Below are 17,924 nucleotides of genomic sequence, written 5' to 3'. Positions count from 1 at the left end.
CGACCAGTCACAGGCGTACGCCGATGGCCCATGCCGCGTCTTTGGTGGTCGTCAGCCGTACAGCCACTGCTCCCAGGCTTTGCGGCCGGTCAAGGCGGTGGCGGGGATGCCTAGTTCGGTCAGTACGCCGGGGTACACGCGCTCGTAGGCCGTGTTGTAGGCGCTGGCGAGGGCGGCGTCGCCGAGTAGCCACGGCGCGAGGGCGTGGTCGAGGTCGAGCACGGCGAAGGCGCCTTCGTAGCGGATGCGGCCGTGGAGGAAGCCGCGCTCGAGCAGGGTGTGCCAGCCACGCCCGACGCGCTCGACCTCGGTCATGCCCTTGGCGGTGTCGATGACGGAAGCGACGTCGAACCGGCGGGGTGGGATGCGGGCATAGAGCTTCGCGATCATCCAGGGCAGGCCCAAGATCCGAAAAAGGTGTGTGCGATGGGCGCCGCCCGTGGAGACGTTGTAGAGCGGTCCGGCCGGTCCGTTGATGACGCTGAGGGAGATTGCTGGTTCCTCAGCAAGGTGGTAGCGGAGGAACGTGGCGAGCCGCTCGGGGTTGGTGGTGAGCAGTTCGCGGGTGGCGCGGGGTATCCAGCTGGGGCCGCGAGACGCCTCGGACCGGTCGAAGTCGCCCCAGACCTCGTCGATGGCGTGCACGATGGCGTCGGTACGCACCCAGGCGGCGCTCTCGCTGGCTGCCCAGTCATGCTCCCGCTGGCGGTTGTAGAGGTTGAAATGCGGCGACTGCGGCGCACTGGCCTGGAGCTGGGTGGTGGCCGCGCGCACCCGATCGCTGATCTCGTGCTCGGGCCAGGCCCGCTGGAGTTGGGTGATGGCGGCGACGGTGGCGTCGAGCGCGGCGCGGTCGGTATCGAAGGCGCGCAGGACATCCACCCGATCGATGCCGGGTGGGTCACTGCCCGCGGCGGGGGCTTCTGGCCGTTCGCCATGCAAGGTCAGGGTGATCTGTGGGCGGTGGCGGCTGGTGGCCTCGAACGACTGCAGGGCTTGCTCGGTGGCGTCGGGGGTGGCGCTCCAGCCGCGTACACAAAGACCGTCGTCGCGGTGCGCGGTCAGGGTGCCGTCGCTGTGCCACGTTGCTGCCCAGGTGCCGCCCTGCCGGTCGAGGTGCACGGGCCGGCGCGCGAGGTCGGCTTCAAGTCGCTGAAGGTCGCCGCGGCGCCGGGCACGGGCGAGCAGGCTCGGCGCGGGGCGCAGCACACACGCCAGGAGTTCTTCGTCGAGCGGATACTCTGCGCGCTCGCTGTGCCATTCGTGCAGGAGGTCTCGTGCCTGGGTGATGCGGTGTGCGGCCTGCTGGGCTGCGTCGCGAAGTTCGTCGCCGTCGAGGTGGTCCTCGACGGCGGCCGCCGCATGCTGGCCGGCCGCGGCCACCACCTGGTCCCACAGGTACAGCTCGTCGGCGGCCTGGTGCCACAGGTAGCCCTCGCGGGCGGACGTGTCCGACTCCTGGGCCGTGGTTAGGGATCGTACGATCTGGGCGCGTTCGGCGGGCGGCTGGCCGCGACCGCGGCATACGGCGAACTGCAGCAGGATCGAGGTGAGGCGGCGGGCGAGGTGCGTGGGCCGGGGGCGGCCGTCCTTCGTGGTGCACGTCTTCATGCGCGAAGCCGCGCACGTGGGGCATGTCCAGTCCAGTGCGTCCCAGTCGGCCGCCACGCATCGGTCCTCTCGTCGGCGATTAGGTCAGCCACCCCTGCGATGGGGATGGTTGCAGTGTGACAGCGGGGACTGACACGGGAGCGCGAATATGCCGCGCTCGGCCGTTCGTGACTGGTCGAGGTGGATGACACCGGCGCCTCGTCGGCACGGCCTCGGGATGCGCGAGGCCGTTGACCGGCAGACACCCTGGTCCCGGTGACAGATGGGCCGACCAACGCGAGCGAGTGCCAACAATAATGACCAAACGGTGCCATCTATCGCGACCGCCACGGCGCATCGTGCCTGTCCGGCAGGCTCCGCCAGTGCCATCCACCTCGACCAGTCACACCTGAACTGATCGACGCTGAGCGGCAGCTGGTCCAAGCCCGTAAGGACCTGGCAGCCACATACGCCAAGCTGCCCCGATACACCGATGAGTGGAGCGAGCAGGACACGGCCCGCGTCGCGGAACTCCAGGAGCTACAGCGCACCCTGGCCGAGAAGATCCAGAGCCACGAACATTGGTCGACGTACGCCCGGGAGGACCTCGTGGAAGCACGAATGGCTCTCAAGCGCGCAGGGAAGACGGAGCCTTCGACGACCTGATCCGGTGCGGCAACGCCCAACCTGGCCACACCGTCCTCACCGACACGAGCCTTGCCGGCCACTCCCCTGGCAGGCGGTCCCAGGAGAAAGAGCTTCTTATGAACGACTCGCTGTTCTCGAGCCCTGAGCAGGAGACCCCGGCACGGGCGCTGGGCCCCGCCCCAGCCCTGGACCCGTTCCGCGTCCCGAACCAAGCCAGTGCCCCCGAAGACGCGCAGGCCTCTGTGCCCGGGTCACCCGGCGGTCACTCCCCCGCCGAACGCTGATGCCATGAGCGACGACGGGGACCAGGACCTGGTCGTGTACGCGCGGCTCCACCCCAACCTGGCCACCGCGCCCGGACTTCATGACCAGCTGGTCAGCCTGGCCTTCCAGCTAACCGACACCGTTGAAGCCCGGCCGCCGGCTGGCCTCTACCTTCATCTCGGGGCTCTGGCCGCTCGTGGCGAACCTCCACAGCTCGTCACCGGCATTCTGCATATGTACGCGCGCGACAAGCTCGGACTCTATGTCTCCTATGGTCGAGCACGTAACCCGCTGCTGGCCCGTCTCGCTGCCACGACTGCGCGTCCCTTGGGCGGTATCCGACACCTCACCAGAGATGAGGTCGGCGACTTCCTCAACGTGCTGGCGACCGAGGCGCTACCTGTAGTCGGACGGGACCGCGCCCAACAGCTTCGCAGGTGCGGCATCCCCACTGCAGCCCAGCTTGCGGCCGCGGCCCCCGAGCGCGTACGGAGCATCCTCGGCGATGCCACCGTACTCGCCCAGGAACAGGCCCGCGGCTGGGACCCTCGCCCGCTCCTGCCGACCACTCCCCCAGCGCTTACTGAGTACAAACTGGTCGCTGGTCGAGCCGCCTTGGACAAAATTTGGAACAGGCTGGCAACGAGCCGATGGAGGGCAGCGCACAGGCGCCGTCCGCACACTCGGGTGCTCGCACCAGCATCATTGCCAGGGTTCGGTTGGAGTGCCATCCGGATTCAGCCCGTAGGGCCAAAGGCTCTTGAGTGAGATCCCCCCTGGCAGGGGTGTCATCAAGGGCGTGCATCCCGCGTCGGCGGCCCGCTGGAGCACGGCCTCGGCGCCCGCCAGGTCACCAGCCTGCTCCCGGCGCTGAGCCAAAAGACAAAGGGCGAAGGTGTAGCCAGCGTCGGCAGCTCGCTGGAAGAGAGCTTCGGCGCCCTCACGGTCACCGGCCTCCTCCCGTGCCGCCGCCAATCGCCGCAGGGCGATGTAGTCGCCGGCGTCGGCGGCTTGCTGGAAGAGAGCTTCGGCGCCCTCACGGTCACCGGCCTCCTCCCGTGCCGCCGCCAGCCACCGGAAGGCGAAGGTCAGGCCAGCGTTGGCAGCTCGCTGGACGAGGGCTTCGGCGCCCTCCAGGTCACCGGCCTCCTTCCGCATCACGGCCAATCGCCGAAGGGTGTAGTCGTCGCCGGCGTCTGCGGCTTGCTGGAACAAGGCTTCGGCGCCCGCTTGGTCACCAGCCTCCTCCCGCCATTGGCCCAGCCACCGCAGGGCATCCGCATCGCTTGCGGCAGCGGCCCGCTCGGCGGCCTGCTGGAACAGGACTTCGGCGCCCGCTTGGTCACCCGTCTCCTTCCGCCACAGGGCCCGCAGACCGAGGGCGTAGCTGTCGCCCGCGTCAGCAGCCTGCTGTAGCAAGGATTCGGCGCCCGCTTGGTCACCCGCTTCCTTCCGCCACTGGGCCACCAGTTCGAGCACAAAGCCTTCGCCCGCGTCAGCGGCCCGCCGCAGCAGGGCTTCAGCGCCAGCTCGGTCACCCGCTTCGTTCCGTCGTCCAGCCAACCTTCGTAGGGCGACGCCGTCGCCTGCGTCAGCGGCCTGCTGGAACAGGACTTCGGCGCCCGCTTGGTCACCCGTCTCCTCCCGCAGCTCGGCCAACCACCGCAAGGCGTTCGCGTCGCCAGTGGCAGCCGCGCGTTGGAACAGGGCTTGGGCCCACTGCAGCCGGTGCCTGTCGTCGGCTGCTTGACCGAGGCTGCGGAGGTCGTCAGGACGGGTGAGGTGAGTGTAGGCCGAGTTCCAGAAGGATCCGGGCGGGCAGCAACGGTGGCGAGTATTGCGGCCTTGTTGTTCTAGATAGTCGGACAGCCGGAACGCTGGGCCTGAAAAGGTCTCCCCTGAACTCGCAGGAGTCAGGCCTGGCGGTCGGTGCGTAGGGCGGCGGTGGGTTCGACGCAGGGGGGCTTGTTTACCGTGGACAGGTCTCGCGAGCTCCGCGAATGCCGCTTCCGCCCAATCTTGGGTGAGCTGATCAAAGTCGGCGTCAGTGAGGTAGTCAATCGCCGCATCGGTGAGGAAGGCCTGCGGCAGGTTGAGGCCGACCCCCAAGCGGCGGGCGTCCATCGCCGCTTCCAGAATTGCTCTGGCCGCGGGAGTCCCGCGATGGTAGCTGGCCAGGAGTTCCGGGGCTCCGGCGAGGTCTTGGGCGAGGCGGCCGTGTTCGCGGGCACGGGTGAGGGCGTCGGCCAGCAGGTCGTCGCCGTCTTCTGCGAATTTGGCTGCCACCTCGAGGGCTCGAGCGCTGAAGGTGTCCGGGACGCTGTGGGTCCGGCCAGCGAGGAGTTCTCGGACGCGGCTGTGATGGTCGGGCTGATCAAACGGCGGGCGGGCGGTGTACGCACTGGCGTACTCGGGCCAGAGCGTGCCCAGGACCAGGACCGGACCTCGTTGGCGGTCGGTAAGCAAGCTATGAAGGGCAGCGGCGACGTGTTCTCCTGCGCCTGGCTCGCCGAGATAGTGCTGGGTCTCGTTCAGCCACACCACGGTACGCGGCTGAACGCGGTGCAGTTCCTCAAGCGCTGCCTGAGCTCTGGTCGGGTCGAAGGGGTGCCACAGTCGCCACCCCATTTCACTGAGTGGTTGTACGGCTTCCCAGCATGCCCGCGTCTTTCCTGTCGATGAGGACCCGACCAGGACAACCATCCGACTGTGCCCCGCCGCGACATTCTCTACGGCGGTGGCGAGGACCTGGTCGTGGTCACGGGTGACGTAACCGGGGAGGTCGCGGCGCTCCCCCACCCCTGCTATGCGACCCCCATCGATGATGCCAGCGGGGTGGACCTCCAGATCGTGTGGATCCCAATCACGGATCGGCCGGCCCGGCCCGGCCGAGTCTGTCCCTGCCCGGACAGCAGTCTTCGAGGCCGCCGTTTTCCCCCGCAACCTCACCATGGCGTCGGCATCCAGACTCAGAGCCCGGGCCAGCTTCCGTACCGTGTGTTCGGACGGTGTCGCCTCACCGTCCTTGAGCGCGTTGTACACCGTTGTGCGGCTGAGGCCAGCCAGCCCTGCGAGGACCGACAGCTCCAAGCCCTTTCGGCTCTGACTGTCGCGAAGCCGCTGGCGCAGCTCCGCGAGTGCCGGGTTGTTCTCGTGTGGCTCGCCATGCATCTGGGCGCGCTCCCGGGACTCTTCGGTGTTCATCAAGTTCAATCATTCCGGCAGTGAACGTTGACGCACACCGAATCGGCGACCTTCGACCACGTCAACGTCCCATTCATTGCACACCGGGAGCCTGCCGTGTCGGTCGCCGTCGTTCTGCTCACCATCGCCTTCGTGCTCGTCGTGGCTGCACTGGCGGCCGGGGCTGCGGGTAAACTCGCGCGCCTCGACGGCGCCACGTACCCCACCGCTCTCAAGCACGCCGCGATCACGTTCACTGCGGTCCTCACCCTGGCTGCCGCCATGACTGCGGCCCTCGGTGAACTGTTCACGTGAGGGTCGCAAGACCTGTGCATTGTGCCTCTGACCTGCGATGCGCATTCAGGGGACAGCCAGTGCCCACTACAGGCTGTGGCATGTCCGGGTTCGCCAGGTGGTGGCAGTTGCGCAGTGCCAATTCCTCGACCCGCGCCATGCCGCGCCTCATCTGGCAGGTGACGCGGGAAGGGTCAGTGCTCTCGCTGTGGCTCGCAGCATCGCGAGTGACGTGGTGTTGGGAGGCGCCGTGCTGCTGAGTCAGCTTCAGTGGGGTCCGCTGCGGGTCCTCCAGGGGAGCTGCGAGCCGGCCATGTCGGACAGTGGTGCCGTGGTGACTTTGCTGGCGCGCTGCCGGTCTCGTGCGATCCGGAGGTCCGTGAGGTTGTAGGTGCCTGCGGGTGAGCCCAGCGGTACGAGTTCGTAGGTGTCTTCTGGTGCTGGCACGCTCACTTTGTCTGGCACTGCCACTCCCCCGGTTCTACGGCTGTGGCACGGTTCTACCGGCAGACCGACTGGTTTGCCAGAGAAACGCCAAAAATCATCAAGACGTCGCTATAGCCCCGTTTTGCCATCGCTGGCGCTCCTGTGGAGAGGCGTTTCTGTCAGAAACCCGTAGCGGCAACGTGCGCTTGGCGGAGCAATCCCCGATCGGTTCGGAGAATCCCGCTATCGTTCCTTGGTAGTAGCCACGACAGATGGAGGTCCAATGCCACGCGGCAGGCCGGGTGCTTCGAGCAACGCGCCGAAGGATTCCGCACCCGTTGCTCTCAAAGAGCAGCCCCTGGTTGCACGGGGCGGTGGGCGCGAGGTCCCTATCGACAAGGTCACTCCGAACCCTCGCAACCTTCGTGGGGACGACCTCTGGGACACGCCGGAGGAGAAAGCGGAGATGGTCGCCTCCATCACGGAGGTCGGTCTCATCCAGGCGCTGGTCGTTGCGTCGCGTGAGGCGTTCCTGGAGCGCTTCCCCGAGTATGGGGAGACGATCGGCTCGGCGCGGTACGTCGTCATGGCTGGCCACCGGCGTCTGGGCGCGGCCCTTGCCGCGGGTCTCGAGACCATCCGGATCGATGTTCAGGACGATCTGGTGGCCAGGCTGAACCTGGTCATGCTGGAGGAGAACCTCAAGCGCAAGGGGCTCGACACCTTCCAGGAAGGTGAGGGCTACCGTCGATCCAACACCGAGGACGGTCTCAGCTATCAGGAGATCGCAGCGTCGACTGGCCGAAGCAAGGCGCACATCACCAAGCGGGTGAAGCTGCTGGAGCTGCCCGAGAGCGCTCGTGTGATCGTTCGCAGCAAGCGCGTCAGCATCGACAACGCGTACAACCTGCTGATCGCCCTCGGGTCGGGCGACGAGAAGCTCTTTGCTGATGCCTGCGAGTTGTTGGCGGCTGGTGGCCTGGATGCCAAGGGGGCTGCAAATCAGGTCCTGGCGGGTGGCACAGCCAAGGGCCGTGCTGTGCCGCAGGTGGCCATCGGCGGCAGCGTCGCAGGTGACGCGCAGGGTGGGGTGGTTCTGACAGAAACCACGACCGCTGTCGGTGAGGGGGCTCCGGAAGCTGCAGGTGCGGGGATTCCCGGGGCCCGCACGGCTCCTGCCGTCAAGGCGAGTGCGTCAGCCGAGTCGTCCACGGCGAAGCCGTTGACGACTCCCCAAACGCAGGCCGATGCGAGCCAGAAGTCGGAGACCACTCCCCCGTCAGAGGACGCTGAGCGTGCAACGGCCAGTGCACAGCGAAACGAGGTGTGCGCCAAGCTGGTTGCCGGCTTCGACTCAGCCCAGACGGACCCCGCAACGGTCCGGATCGCCGCTGCGGTCCTGTCCAGTGCAAGCAAGAACGCACTCACACGCGCACACACGTGGATGCAGACCGCTGGCGCAGCGAACGCATCCGCGGTGGGCGCTGTTTCGTACCGGGACGCCGTGCTTCTCAACTCCGACGGTGTACTCACGGCTCACCTTGCCTACGCCGTGGCCCTGGCCGAAGACGAGCTCCGAGCTTCGGACCGTCGCCGACGGTGGGACCACCGCGACCTGGCACACGTGCGCCATCTCATCGATGCGGGCGCCTACGTGCCGACCGACTGGGAGAAGAGCCAGCTCTCCTGAGCTGAGAAATCACAAGCCCTGCTACCTCTAGGAAGACTTCCATGACCGATTCGGTCTTCACCCCGAGACGACCGCTGTACGCGCCGTCCCTGCCGCCGGTCTTTGCGAACATGAACCGTGCCGGTTCCGTCGGGAAGACCACCCACATGGTCACCATGTGGACTTTGGCAGTCCAGCGTGGCTACCGCGGCCTCATCATCGACGCTGACCTCCAGTCCGACGCCAGCTACTGGTTCGGCTACGACGGGGACCAGGTACCCGACGGCGTCGCGACGGTGCACGACGTCATGCTCGGTCGCGCCAAGCTCGCGGACGCCATGGTCCCCGCCCGGACCCGTGTCGCCGCCGGCGACGATGACGATGCCTTCGAGGAGATCCCCGGACTGTTCCTGGTGCGCGGTGACAAGGCCATGGCCCAGGCCGACGGCGAGCTGGTCCAGGACGACCAGGGCGCGCTGTGGCTGCAGAAGGCATTGAAGCGTGGGGTCGAGGAGGGAGAGTTCGATTTCGTCGGGCTCGACTGCCCAGCGTCTCTGGGACGACTCTCCGTTTCACTGCTGGTGGCCGCCACCGAGGTTACGGTGTGCATGAAACCCACACGCAAGGAACTGCGCGGCGCGCGTGCTCTCGCCGGCGAGATCGCCCAGGTTCGCGAGCGGTGGGAGGACTGGGACGGCACGCCTGAGGCCTCGATCTTCATCATGAACGAGGCCAAGGAACACGACAGCCAGGGCAAGTTCTACAAGGCCATCCAGGAAGAGGCCGCTGAGATGTTCGGCGACCGGATCATGCCGATGGTGAAGGGTTCCGTTCTTGTCCCTGAGGCATACGACGCGCAGGAGCCCCTGCCGTTCTGGGCACCGTCCTCGCCGCTGCTTACGACATACGGGCAGATCCTCGACCGCATCGGGTTCCCTGTTCGGAAGTAGCCGCGTTTCTGTCAGAAACCTCGCCGTCGCACGGCGAATGACGTGAGGCCCCAGTGGACCGGGTGAGTCATCCCGACCCTGCTGGGGTCTCACTGTTACCTAGCCTGGTCGATTGAGACAGGTCAGCTGGAGTTGTCCCGTCTCAGTGAAGTTTGACCGTTCTCACTGGAGCTTGACCGGTGCACTGCGTTCGCGGCTGTTGAGGCTGCGAGGGGCGGGGCGACGGTGGCTACACCTGCGCGGGCAACCGGTGATGAGGCCCCGCGTACCCTAGCTGGGCCTGACCTGCAGTGACTGCTACGCGTCGGGGGTGCCGTCCTCGGTCGTGATGTCGACGGCTGTCCCCTGTACGGCGGTCATGCCGAGAAGCCTCCCGAGGAATCAGCGGCGGGAGGCTGGTGCCATCGGGGCGGCATGCACGTCTCATGCTGCAGGCAAGATCCATACCTTCGTGACCGGCCTCGCGGCCTCACTCGAACCGCGCGGCGTCTCCCGCGCCGCGCCGTACGATCTCTGCCACGCCGCCGGAGAAGTCGACTACCGTCGTCGGCTCGGTGCCGCAGTCCCCGGAGTCGACCACGGCATCCACCACGTGATCGAGCCGATCCTTGATCGCCCAGCCCTGAGTCATCGGCTCCTCCTCGTCAGGCAGCAGCAGTGTGCTGGACAGCAGCGGCTCGCCCATTTCGGCCAGCAGCGCCTGGGTGACCACATGGTCCGGGATGCGCACACCCACGGTCTTCTTCTTCGGGTGCAGCAGCTTGCGCGGCACCTCACGGGTGGCCGGGAGGATGAAGGTGTAGCTGCCGGGCGTGGACGCCTTTACGGCCCGGAACACGTCGTTGTCCACCTGCACGAACTGGCCCAGCTGCGCGAAGTCCCGGCACATCAGAGTGAAGTGGTGTCGGTCGTCGAGGTGGCGGATCGCGCGGATTCGGTCCATGCCGTCCCTGCTGCCCAGCCGGCAGCCCAGCGCGTAACAGGAGTCGGTGGGGTATGCGATGAGTCCTCCCGACCGCAGCGCGTCGGCGACCTGGGCGATGCTGCGTGGCTGGGGATTCTCGGGGTGCACGTCGAAGTACTTCGCCATCTGCCGAGCTTATGCCGTACCGGGGTGCCGCACTCGCGGGGCCGCGCCCCGTCGTCGCAACTACCACTTCGGACACGGACAAGACCTGCCACCCACGCTCCTGGAAGCCGCAGCCAGCAGCTGTGTCAGGTGAAACTTCGATGAGACGAACAGCTCAGTCGTCAATCTTCGGTGAGACCGGTGCATCTTCGCTGGGACAGGACAAGAGTGACCGACTTCGTTGAGACGGACGCGCTCGTGCCGGTCTCGTCGTTTCTGACAGAAACAGAACCCCTGAGTCGCTCTGCCGACCTCGCGGCCGGGGTCATACGCGGCAGCGCATCGAGTTGGTGACAACTCGATAGTCGGCGATCATCGGGTTGGCCATCGACTCCTGGTAGACAACGACCACGCGGCCATATGGCCAGGTGAGGTTGGTCGTCAGCTCCTGATTCCCGTACGAGCAGCCAGCGAACATCACGCTACGGATGAGTTCGGTGTTGTCCCCGCCGTTCTCGGCGACTGTCAGGGACGGTCCGACGGTGACGAACATCGTCTGCGCTGGTTCGTTAAAGGTGACGTGAGCTCCCTCGGCGAGGCCCCATTCGGTGGTGAGGTAGTCGCGCAGGTCGCGGTTGATGTCGGCTGTTATGTCGTGCTCGTCGGTCGTCATGCCGTCATGAGCGTCGACCCACTCCTCGATCGTGGGTTGCCCGATGTCGGCGCGGGTGAAGGCAGGCCGTGGCGCCCTGGCCGAAAGGGTTGGTGTTGGTGAGGCGTCAACAGGGCTGACTGTGGCGGCGGCCAGGGGGCTCGGCGTCGAGGTTGTGACTGTGGTGTGCTGGCTCGAGGAATCGGCCGTGGGCGCCAGGCCGTGGCTTCTGTCGTCTCCCGGATTGAGAATGCGGTAGCTGCCGCCAGCGGCAGCGGCGAACACACACAGCCCCACGGCGGCGAGAAGCACAGTCCGGCGCCGGCTGCTGCGGCGCTGTTCCACGATCCAGGTCGAGTCGTCCAGCGTCGGCATGTCCCACTGAGCGGCGACCAGGTCAGCCACCAACGTGGGTGCTGCCCCTGCGACGGCAGCGGCAGGGTCCAGCACGTGGGTGGCCTCCGCGCTAAGGAGCTTTGTGCACTCCTCGACCAGCGTGGCAGCGGACGGACGCTCAGCGGGGTCTTTGGCCAATGCCCTGCCAACTAGGGGACGTAGGACATCCGGGATGTCGCCGAGATTCGGATCTTCGGACAGGACACGGAAGGCCACAACGTCGGGAGATCCTGACCCGAAGGGAAGCCGACCGGAGGCCGCGTAGGCGATGAGAGCTCCCCAGGCGAAGACATCACCCTCCGGGCCTGCGACGCCGGTGCGGTAGTGCTCAGGGCTGATCCACCCTGGGGTGCCTGTCATCACTCCTGTGCGGGTGACTGCCGTGCCGTCCAGTGTGTGGGCGATTCCGAAGTCCAGTACCCGCGGTCCATCTGGGGCGAGGATGACATTGCCGGGCTTGATGTCCCGGTGCACGACGCCGAAGCCGTGAACGGCCATGAGGGCAGCTGCTGTGCCGGCTGCAAAGGCGTACAGGCGGGCGCCGGTCAGCCGTCCGTGCGCGGTGACGTACTCACTGAGCGTCGGTCCCGGTACGTAGGCGGTGGCCAGCCATGGCTTGCCAGCTTCCGTATCGGCGTCCAACAGTGAGACTAGGCAGGGGCCCTGCACGCGGCGGGATAGTGCCACCTCACGGCGGAACCTTGCTCGGAATTCCGGGTCTCCGGCTTGGGCGGCGTGTACGACTTTCAGAGCGAGCCGCTCCCCACTGTTCGTGAGCGCGGCGTAGACCGTTCCCATGCCTCCCGATCCAAGGCGGCCGATGATCCGGTACACACCGATGCGGGAAGGGTCGCCGGATTGTGCTGGTTGTATCCGCGGCATGGACATGAGAGGCGCTCCGTGAAGTGGTCGCAGTCTGGCTGGGTGGCAGGGGAGATAGCAGTGTGCTCACAACGATGGAAGTCCTGAACGTTGTGAGCTCCCAGCCAGACCAGCGCAGGGCGTCACTCGGTGCGCAGTGGCACCCGGATTGCTGCCCTACCCGTGCGTCAGGACCCCCCCTTGGCACCAGCGCATCTTGCCACAAGCAACCCGCGCCACGTCAGCGATCGGACTCCCCTCGAGGACTCATCGGGCTGGCTGCGTGAGAGACGTCGGTGGTGGCGCAGTTGGCGGTCCGAGGCTGTTGCGATGCGCAGCGATGGCGCTCGGTTGCCGAGCTGCGCAGCGGTGTTCCGGTGAGGCCAGCTGTGCACCGACGGACGTCCGGATGGCCCACTGCAGTCATCAGCGCCGTCCCGATGCTCTGCCTCGTTTCTGGCAGAAACCGATGAGAAGCTTTGTCGACTGACGAAGACCGGTGAGCCAGTCGGTGTCCCGTCTCATCGGAGTTCGATCGATCTCACCAAACCGTGCAGAGATGCGTGTTCGTCTCAACGAACTTGACCTCGTTCACGGGCCTCGATGCCAAGGACAACCGCCAGGGAACCCGTCGCATCACGGACGTCGTTTCCAGCAATCGGCGACTTCGCCAGTCTCTGGATCCTCTGCGCACTCCCACCATGCGCCAGTAGGCGAAGGGGTGGGCGTTGATGTCCGCCATGAGGACGGGATGAGCTCACCGAGCAGACGGATGCCTCCGACAGCGGTCGACACCACCAGGATGCCCACCGCAACTCCAACCCAGCCACGCCATCCGAATCTCCCGTCATCCATGGTTCAGCATGCTCGCCGCGGCAAGTAGTGGCATGAAGGCGCTCGCCGGATCTTCGTAGGGGCCGGACAAGTGCGCGGCCGCGATGAGGTGGCCGATCAGTCCGGCGCTGCGATAGAGCACCACGCTGTTGTCCTCGTGCGTGGGCAAGTCAGCTGGCAGGTGGTGGATGCCTTGGCTGCTGAGCGCGCTGCTTATTTGGGCGCTAAGAGGCTCGCTTCCGCGGGACCGTGACGGGGCATGGATGTCGCGGAGTTGCCCCATGGTGAAGAGAGCAAGGCCGTGATTGGAGTCGAGTGCTCTGGCGATGACGTCGGCAGGTGCGGTCACGGGAGATCCCCCTGGCTCGTGGAGGACCATCATGACGTCTCAGATGCTTGTGGGAGCGGGGAATCGCGTTTGCGCAATCTGCGCCAGCTGAAGCGAAGAGTCTGCGCACCGGCTGCACACTAAGTGTCCGGTCACCTATGCGGGGCGCTGGCACCGGCGCGGCCGGGAAGCCTGGTTCTGGCGCACGGGTTTCTGCCAGAAACCGATGAGCCGCTTTGTCGACCTCGCGCCCGTTGGGGTGAGGGCTCGCGACAGCGCTCGGGGTTGGCTAGGCCAGGAGGCTGCCAACGGCCTGAAACGTCTCTGACCTGCGATGCGCAATGCACCAGGGTCCTTCCCCGCGGCCGCCGCCCGCTGATTGCGCAGCCCGCATGGTCCTCACTCTTCTGCGCATTCCTGGTCGGAGTAAGTGACGGAGCCGTCGTCGACGATGTCGACGCCGCCTGAGTCGCTGCAGTCTCCGCACGTCCACTCGGCGGACCAGGTGACGGGGCTCGCCTCTTCTGCGCATTCGTGATGGGAGTACGGGGCGGATTCGTCGTCCCAGGTGTCTTCACCGCTCGCGCCGCAGGCGGCGTGCTCCCATTCGCCTGCCCATTGGACTGCGGTCATCGTCGTGTACTCCTTGCGGGCGACGACCGCGTTCCGCGCAGTCGTGGGTCATCGGTGAGTTTCGTGAGCGTCGGCGCCGGCTGCGCATTGGGGCTCGTACGAGGTCAGGGGCGTCCCTGCGGCAAGGTACAGCGGATGGCGGGGAGTGCCATCGCGGTTCGTACCGAGGCACTGGATCGCGGCTCCCTGCTTGCGCAGCATCCGGGTAACGGTCGCGGCCCGGTCGTGGAGCTCGCTGTGGCGTTGGCCCCAGGCGGCGATGACGGTGTTGCCCAGCGGGACCAGTTCGGTGAGGGCGTTGTCGGCGGCTGGCCCGATCGGATCGGGGTGGGAGTGCAAGGCGCGCGGGTCGCGGCTGCGGAGCGCGAAGAGGTTGAGGATGACCATCCTGCCGAATCCGTGGCGTCGTGCGATGGCACGGCAGTTGCGCAGGGTCGCGTCGTCGTCGGTGGCGGTCCCGGTCGACGGGTTGAGCATCACGTACAGGGCTGTCGGGCCCGACCCCCAGCTCCGTGTGAGGGCGTAGCGGTAGGTGCCGGCGGAGTCCTGAACGGCGAGGTCGGCGGTGGTCGGATCGAGGGTCCCGTCTTCGTGGACGGTGAGCCGGTGGGTGGTGGCCCACTTGGTGATGGCGGCGTGCACGGGGCCTCCGGGTGGGGGAGGGGTTGCGGGTGGCGCCGGCCGAGGCTGCGGTGTTGCTCGCGGGCCCGGCCGGCGCCTCGGTGTCACGTGGGCTGGTCGGTGTTGGCGTCGCTGAGCTCGGCGAGGCGTGCTTCGAGGCTCGTGTAGATGTCCTCGTCGGTCAGGGCCCGGAACCAGGTGAAGCCGTCGGTCGGGTCCAGCTCGAGTTCCCGCAGGCCGTTCTCGACGATGCTGCGGGCCGTCGGGTCGGTGTCCAGGAGGTTCTTGATCTGGTGGAACCAGTCCCAGGTTGCGAGCTGGCCGGAGTGGTAGCGGCACAGGCCTTCAGCCTCGCCGCAGGCCCAGCACTCCTCGGCGTCGCGGTCGTAGGGAGCGACTTTCGGGAGCCTGCCGCTGCCGGCCCGGGTCAGAACCTCGTCGCTGGTCCGGGCCTGGAAGAAGTCCTGGACCCAGGTGTCGTCCAGGCCTCGCGTCACCTCGATGAGCGCGGCGGCGACGGCGGGCTGGTGCCGGGTGAGGTGGGCGAGCAGACCGCGGGCCTGGTCGACGGGGCCGTCGCCGGGACGGTAGGAGGCGAGGTAGAGGTCGTGCAGGCGGGTCCGGCGCTGCTCCCAGCTGCCGGTGTCGACGCCCAAGGTCTGGGCCTCGACCAGGGCCCGCTGGCTCTGGTCCAGTCCGGGGGAGTGGCGGCGGACGGCTACGGCGGCCTGTTCGGCGGCTTCGGGGTCGCTCGCGGCGAGTGCGGCAAATGCGGTGTCGCCTGCGGTGCAGATCCGGGCGTATTCCGGGTGGGGGGTGGTGTACGCGACGCGGAGCAGCGCGGCGCGCGTGTCGGTCAGGGCGGAGGTCGGGGCGGTGGGCGTCATGCGTTCTCCTGGTCGGGGTCGGCCGGGGTGGGGGAGTGGATGGGGTAGACGGCGGTGAAGCCTTCGCTCATCAGGTGGGGCAGGGATTCGGTGGCCAGGTGGTGCTGCCAGCGGACGGTGTCGTCGGGCACGCGCCGGGCGGGGGGCCGGAGGGCATTCCTGGCGAGGCAGGTGTCCAGGTCGGTCACGATCGGGACGGCGATCGCGGGTCGGCCGTGATCGCGGGCGAGGGCGATCAGGTCCTCGCGGTGGCCGGCTTCGACGGAGGTGTTGTCGACGACGGTGTAGAGCCCGCGGCGGAGCCGGGTGGACAGGATGAGGGTCTGGATGGTGACCGCGTCAGCGGTGGCGTCTTGGTTGCCGGCGTCGTCGGAGGCGAGAGCCCGGTAGTGGTCGAGGCTGGAGATCTGGGTGGGGGCGAAGGCTTTGGCAGCCCGGTGGGACTTGCCGGAGCCGGAGGCGCCGATGAGGACGACCAGACCGATGAAGCGGGTGGTCTCGAGATGGCGCCGCAGGGCGAGCGTGCCCGGGTCGGTACTGCTGTTGCCGGCGGGCGTCACGGGGTGTCCTGTGGGGGCTAGCCGGTGACCCGGATCGGCATGATCAGGGCCCAAGTGCTCGGCTCGGAGTCCTTGGCAGCGACCATGAGTGCGGGCTTGGTCGGCGTGGTCAGCCGGAGTTCGACCTGGTTGGCGTCAATGCAGTCGAGTCCGCTGAGCAGGTAGTCCGAGTTGAAGGCGATGGTCATGGGGTCGCCGGTCAGTTCGGCGTCGATACGGGCCGATCCCCGGCCGGTGTCGCGCGTGCCACCGCGGACAGTGATGGACCCGGAGGTGACGTCCAGCTTGAACTGCGAGGACTTGCCCTCCGCAACAAGGGCCACGCTGCGCACGGCGTCGCCGAACGACGCAGAGTCGATGGCGACCTTGCTGACGAAGTCGGTGGGGATGAGCCCGTCGTACGGGGCAGCTTGCCGTCGAGACAGCGACTGGTGGCGTGCACACCGTCGCTGGTGATGCCGATCGCTCCCGTCGAGGGCAGGGCGAGGGTGACCTGTCCGGTGCTGGGCAGGGACTTGGCGAGGTCCGTCAGCGATTTGGCGGGGACGATCAGCGGGCTGGTCGGGGCGTCGCTCATTGAACCGTTCCGGGTTCGGTAGGGACTCGATCATTTGAGAGGATCGAGTTATGGCACGTCCTTCCCAGTACCCGCTTGAGCTGCGCCGTCGTGCGGTGCGGATGGTCGCCGAGGTGCGGCCCGACTACGACACCGAGTGGGCCGCGATGAAAGCGGTCGCCCAGAAGCTGGGCATCGGCACGACCGAGACGCTGCGCAAGTGGGTCCGCCAGGACGAGATCGATGCCGGCACCCGGCCAGGGACGACAACGGAGGAGTCCGCGCAGGTCAAGGCGATGAAGAAGGAGATCGCCGAGCTGAAGCGGGCAAATGAGATCCTCAAGGCCGCGGCGAGTTTCTTCGCGGCCGAGCTCGACCGGCCACACACGCGCTCGTAGCGTTCATCGACGAGCACCGGGACCGCTTCGGCGGCGTCGAGCCGATCTGCCGTGTTCTGACCGACCACGACTGCAAGATCGCCCCGTCCACCTACTACGCCCACCACAAACGCCAGGCCACGCCTGCAGCCCGCACCCTGCGGGACACCGAACTGAAGATCCTTATCCAGGAGGCGTACGACGCCAACTACCGTGTCTACGGGGCCAGAAAGATCTGGCGGCACCTGAACCGCCAAGGCCATGATGTGGCCCGCTGCACCGTCGAACGACTCATGCGCGACCTCGGCATCACCGGCGCCGTCCGCGGAAAAAAGGTGATCACCACCATCTGCGATCCGTCCGCGCCCAGGGCGCCGGACCTGGTCGACCGTGACTTCGTCGCCGGCGCGCCGAACCGCTGCTGGGTCGCCGACTTCACGCACGTCGCGACGTTCTCCGGGGTTGTCTATGTCGCCTTCGTCGTGGATACCTTCTCCCGCCGGATCGTCGGCTGGTCCGCCTCGACCACCAAGCAGACCCGGCTCGTCCTGGACGCCCTGGACATGGGACTGTGGCAGCGCGACCGCGACCAATACCCGCCCATTCCGGGCGAGTTGGTGCATCACTCCGATGCCGGGTCGCAATATACGTCCTTCGCGCTGGCCGAGCATCTGGAGCAGGCCGGCATCGCCGCCTCGATCGGCTCGGTCGGCGACGCCTACGACAATGCCCTGATGGAATCCGCCATCGGGCTCTTCAAGACCGAGGTGATCAAGCCGCAGCGACCCTGGCGGTCTCTGGCACAGGTCGAACTGGCCACCGCCGAGTGGACCGACTGGTACAACCACACCCGGCTCCACGGAGAGATAGGCCACATCCCACCCGCCGAATACGAAGCCCGCCACTACCTCACAACCACGAAACCCCAGGTCACACACAACGTCTGAGATCTCTATCGAACCCGGAACGGTTCACATCGCCGTGTAGGGGATGGCTCGCCTGTTGATCCGTTGACATCCTCTCCGCCCTAAAGGACTCCGTTGGGAAAGTCGTGATTCGGGCGTGACAGTGTCGTTTGTCTTGTTGATGGCTATGGTCGTTGGCGGGATGGAGGAGCGGGATGTCG

At 67.1% G+C, this 17,924-nt stretch carries 16 protein-coding genes and 1 pseudogene; 5 read left to right on the top strand and 12 right to left on the bottom strand.

Annotated elements, in window-relative coordinates:
* Positions 1-51 precede the first annotated feature (51 nt).
* The gene (locus ACFV3E_RS41865) at positions 52-1,668 is read right to left on the bottom strand and encodes a hypothetical protein (protein WP_500541074.1); all 1,617 of its coding nucleotides are present in this window, start codon (positions 1,666-1,668) and stop codon (positions 52-54) included.
* 255 nt (positions 1,669-1,923) lie between these two features.
* Here ACFV3E_RS41865 and ACFV3E_RS41860 point away from each other — a divergent pair, with 255 nt between their 5' ends.
* A complete protein-coding gene (locus ACFV3E_RS41860) occupies positions 1,924-2,256 on the top strand; it encodes a DUF8825 domain-containing protein (protein ID WP_500541135.1) in 333 nt (110 codons plus the stop codon).
* 948 nt (positions 2,257-3,204) lie between these two features.
* Here the strand turns inward: ACFV3E_RS41860 and ACFV3E_RS41855 are convergent.
* Complete coding sequence (locus ACFV3E_RS41855; protein WP_500541072.1) at positions 3,205-5,706, bottom strand: helix-turn-helix domain-containing protein; 2,502 nt, start codon at positions 5,704-5,706, stop codon at positions 3,205-3,207.
* A gap of 27 nt (positions 5,707-5,733) precedes the next feature.
* Here ACFV3E_RS41855 and ACFV3E_RS41850 point away from each other — a divergent pair, with 27 nt between their 5' ends.
* Positions 5,734-6,000 carry a hypothetical protein gene (locus ACFV3E_RS41850; protein WP_500541070.1) on the top strand — a complete coding sequence of 89 codons (267 nt, stop codon included), beginning with the start codon at positions 5,734-5,736 and terminating at the stop codon, positions 5,998-6,000.
* A 246-nt stretch (positions 6,001-6,246) separates the two neighbouring features.
* On the opposite strand, the gene ACFV3E_RS41845 is transcribed toward ACFV3E_RS41850, so the two are convergent.
* On the bottom strand, positions 6,247-6,426 hold the full coding sequence (locus ACFV3E_RS41845; RefSeq protein ID WP_500541068.1) for a hypothetical protein: 180 nt from the start codon (positions 6,424-6,426) through the stop codon (positions 6,247-6,249).
* Between the two features lie 262 nt (positions 6,427-6,688).
* On the opposite strand from ACFV3E_RS41845, the gene ACFV3E_RS41840 reads away from it, so the two are divergent.
* Positions 6,689-8,095 carry a ParB/RepB/Spo0J family partition protein gene (locus ACFV3E_RS41840; RefSeq protein WP_500541066.1) on the top strand — a complete coding sequence of 469 codons (1,407 nt, stop codon included), beginning with the start codon at positions 6,689-6,691 and terminating at the stop codon, positions 8,093-8,095.
* Between the two features lie 41 nt (positions 8,096-8,136).
* Positions 8,137-9,024 carry a ParA family protein gene (locus tag ACFV3E_RS41835; RefSeq protein ID WP_500541064.1) on the top strand — a complete coding sequence of 296 codons (888 nt, stop codon included), beginning with the start codon at positions 8,137-8,139 and terminating at the stop codon, positions 9,022-9,024.
* Between the two features lie 469 nt (positions 9,025-9,493).
* Here the strand turns inward: ACFV3E_RS41835 and ACFV3E_RS41830 are convergent, their stop codons facing one another.
* The 9 genes and pseudogenes from ACFV3E_RS41830 to ACFV3E_RS41790 form a co-directional block, all read right to left on the bottom strand.
* On the bottom strand, positions 9,494-10,114 hold the full coding sequence (locus ACFV3E_RS41830) for an L-threonylcarbamoyladenylate synthase (protein ID WP_500541062.1): 621 nt from the start codon (positions 10,112-10,114) through the stop codon (positions 9,494-9,496).
* Positions 10,115-10,418: 304 nt separating this feature from the next.
* On the bottom strand, positions 10,419-12,029 hold the full coding sequence (locus ACFV3E_RS41825) for a serine/threonine-protein kinase (protein ID WP_500541060.1): 1,611 nt from the start codon (positions 12,027-12,029) through the stop codon (positions 10,419-10,421).
* An 820-nt stretch (positions 12,030-12,849) separates the two neighbouring features.
* Entirely contained in the window at positions 12,850-13,185 is a 336-nt protein-coding gene (locus ACFV3E_RS41820) for a hypothetical protein (RefSeq protein WP_500541058.1), read from the bottom strand.
* A gap of 378 nt (positions 13,186-13,563) precedes the next feature.
* Positions 13,564-13,797, bottom strand: a complete 234-nt coding sequence (locus ACFV3E_RS41815) for a hypothetical protein (RefSeq protein ID WP_500541057.1) — start codon at positions 13,795-13,797, stop codon at positions 13,564-13,566.
* Between the two features lie 48 nt (positions 13,798-13,845).
* The gene (locus tag ACFV3E_RS41810; protein WP_500541055.1) at positions 13,846-14,439 is read right to left on the bottom strand and encodes a DUF1643 domain-containing protein; all 594 of its coding nucleotides are present in this window, start codon (positions 14,437-14,439) and stop codon (positions 13,846-13,848) included.
* Between the two features lie 83 nt (positions 14,440-14,522).
* On the bottom strand, positions 14,523-15,305 hold the full coding sequence (locus ACFV3E_RS41805; RefSeq protein ID WP_500541053.1) for a hypothetical protein: 783 nt from the start codon (positions 15,303-15,305) through the stop codon (positions 14,523-14,525).
* Complete coding sequence (locus tag ACFV3E_RS41800; protein ID WP_500541051.1) at positions 15,302-15,865, bottom strand: AAA family ATPase; 564 nt, start codon at positions 15,863-15,865, stop codon at positions 15,302-15,304. Before ACFV3E_RS41800 ends, ACFV3E_RS41805 begins: the two co-directional genes overlap by 4 nt.
* A gap of 17 nt (positions 15,866-15,882) precedes the next feature.
* The gene (locus ACFV3E_RS41795) at positions 15,883-16,254 is read right to left on the bottom strand and encodes a hypothetical protein (RefSeq protein ID WP_500541134.1); all 372 of its coding nucleotides are present in this window, start codon (positions 16,252-16,254) and stop codon (positions 15,883-15,885) included.
* Positions 16,255-16,280: 26 nt separating this feature from the next.
* A pseudogene (locus tag ACFV3E_RS41790) lies at positions 16,281-16,442 on the bottom strand (DNA polymerase III subunit beta); the annotation flags it as partial.
* A 50-nt stretch (positions 16,443-16,492) separates the two neighbouring features.
* Between ACFV3E_RS41790 and ACFV3E_RS41785 the strand changes: the two are divergent.
* Positions 16,493-17,745, top strand: a protein-coding gene (locus ACFV3E_RS41785) for an IS3 family transposase (protein ID WP_500541049.1) whose coding sequence is annotated in 2 segments (ribosomal slippage) — positions 16,493-16,775 and positions 16,775-17,745 — 1,254 coding nt in all. Because the reading frame shifts where the segments join, the coding sequence is not laid out codon by codon here.
* Positions 17,746-17,924 lie beyond the last annotated feature (179 nt).

The sequence above is a fragment of the Streptomyces sp. NPDC059718 genome, assembly GCF_042733315.1.
In the GTDB taxonomy this organism is placed as follows: domain Bacteria; phylum Actinomycetota; class Actinomycetes; order Streptomycetales; family Streptomycetaceae; genus Actinacidiphila.
The sequence above is the reverse complement of the archived record's forward strand: the minus strand, read 5'-3'. Positions and strand labels throughout refer to the sequence as shown.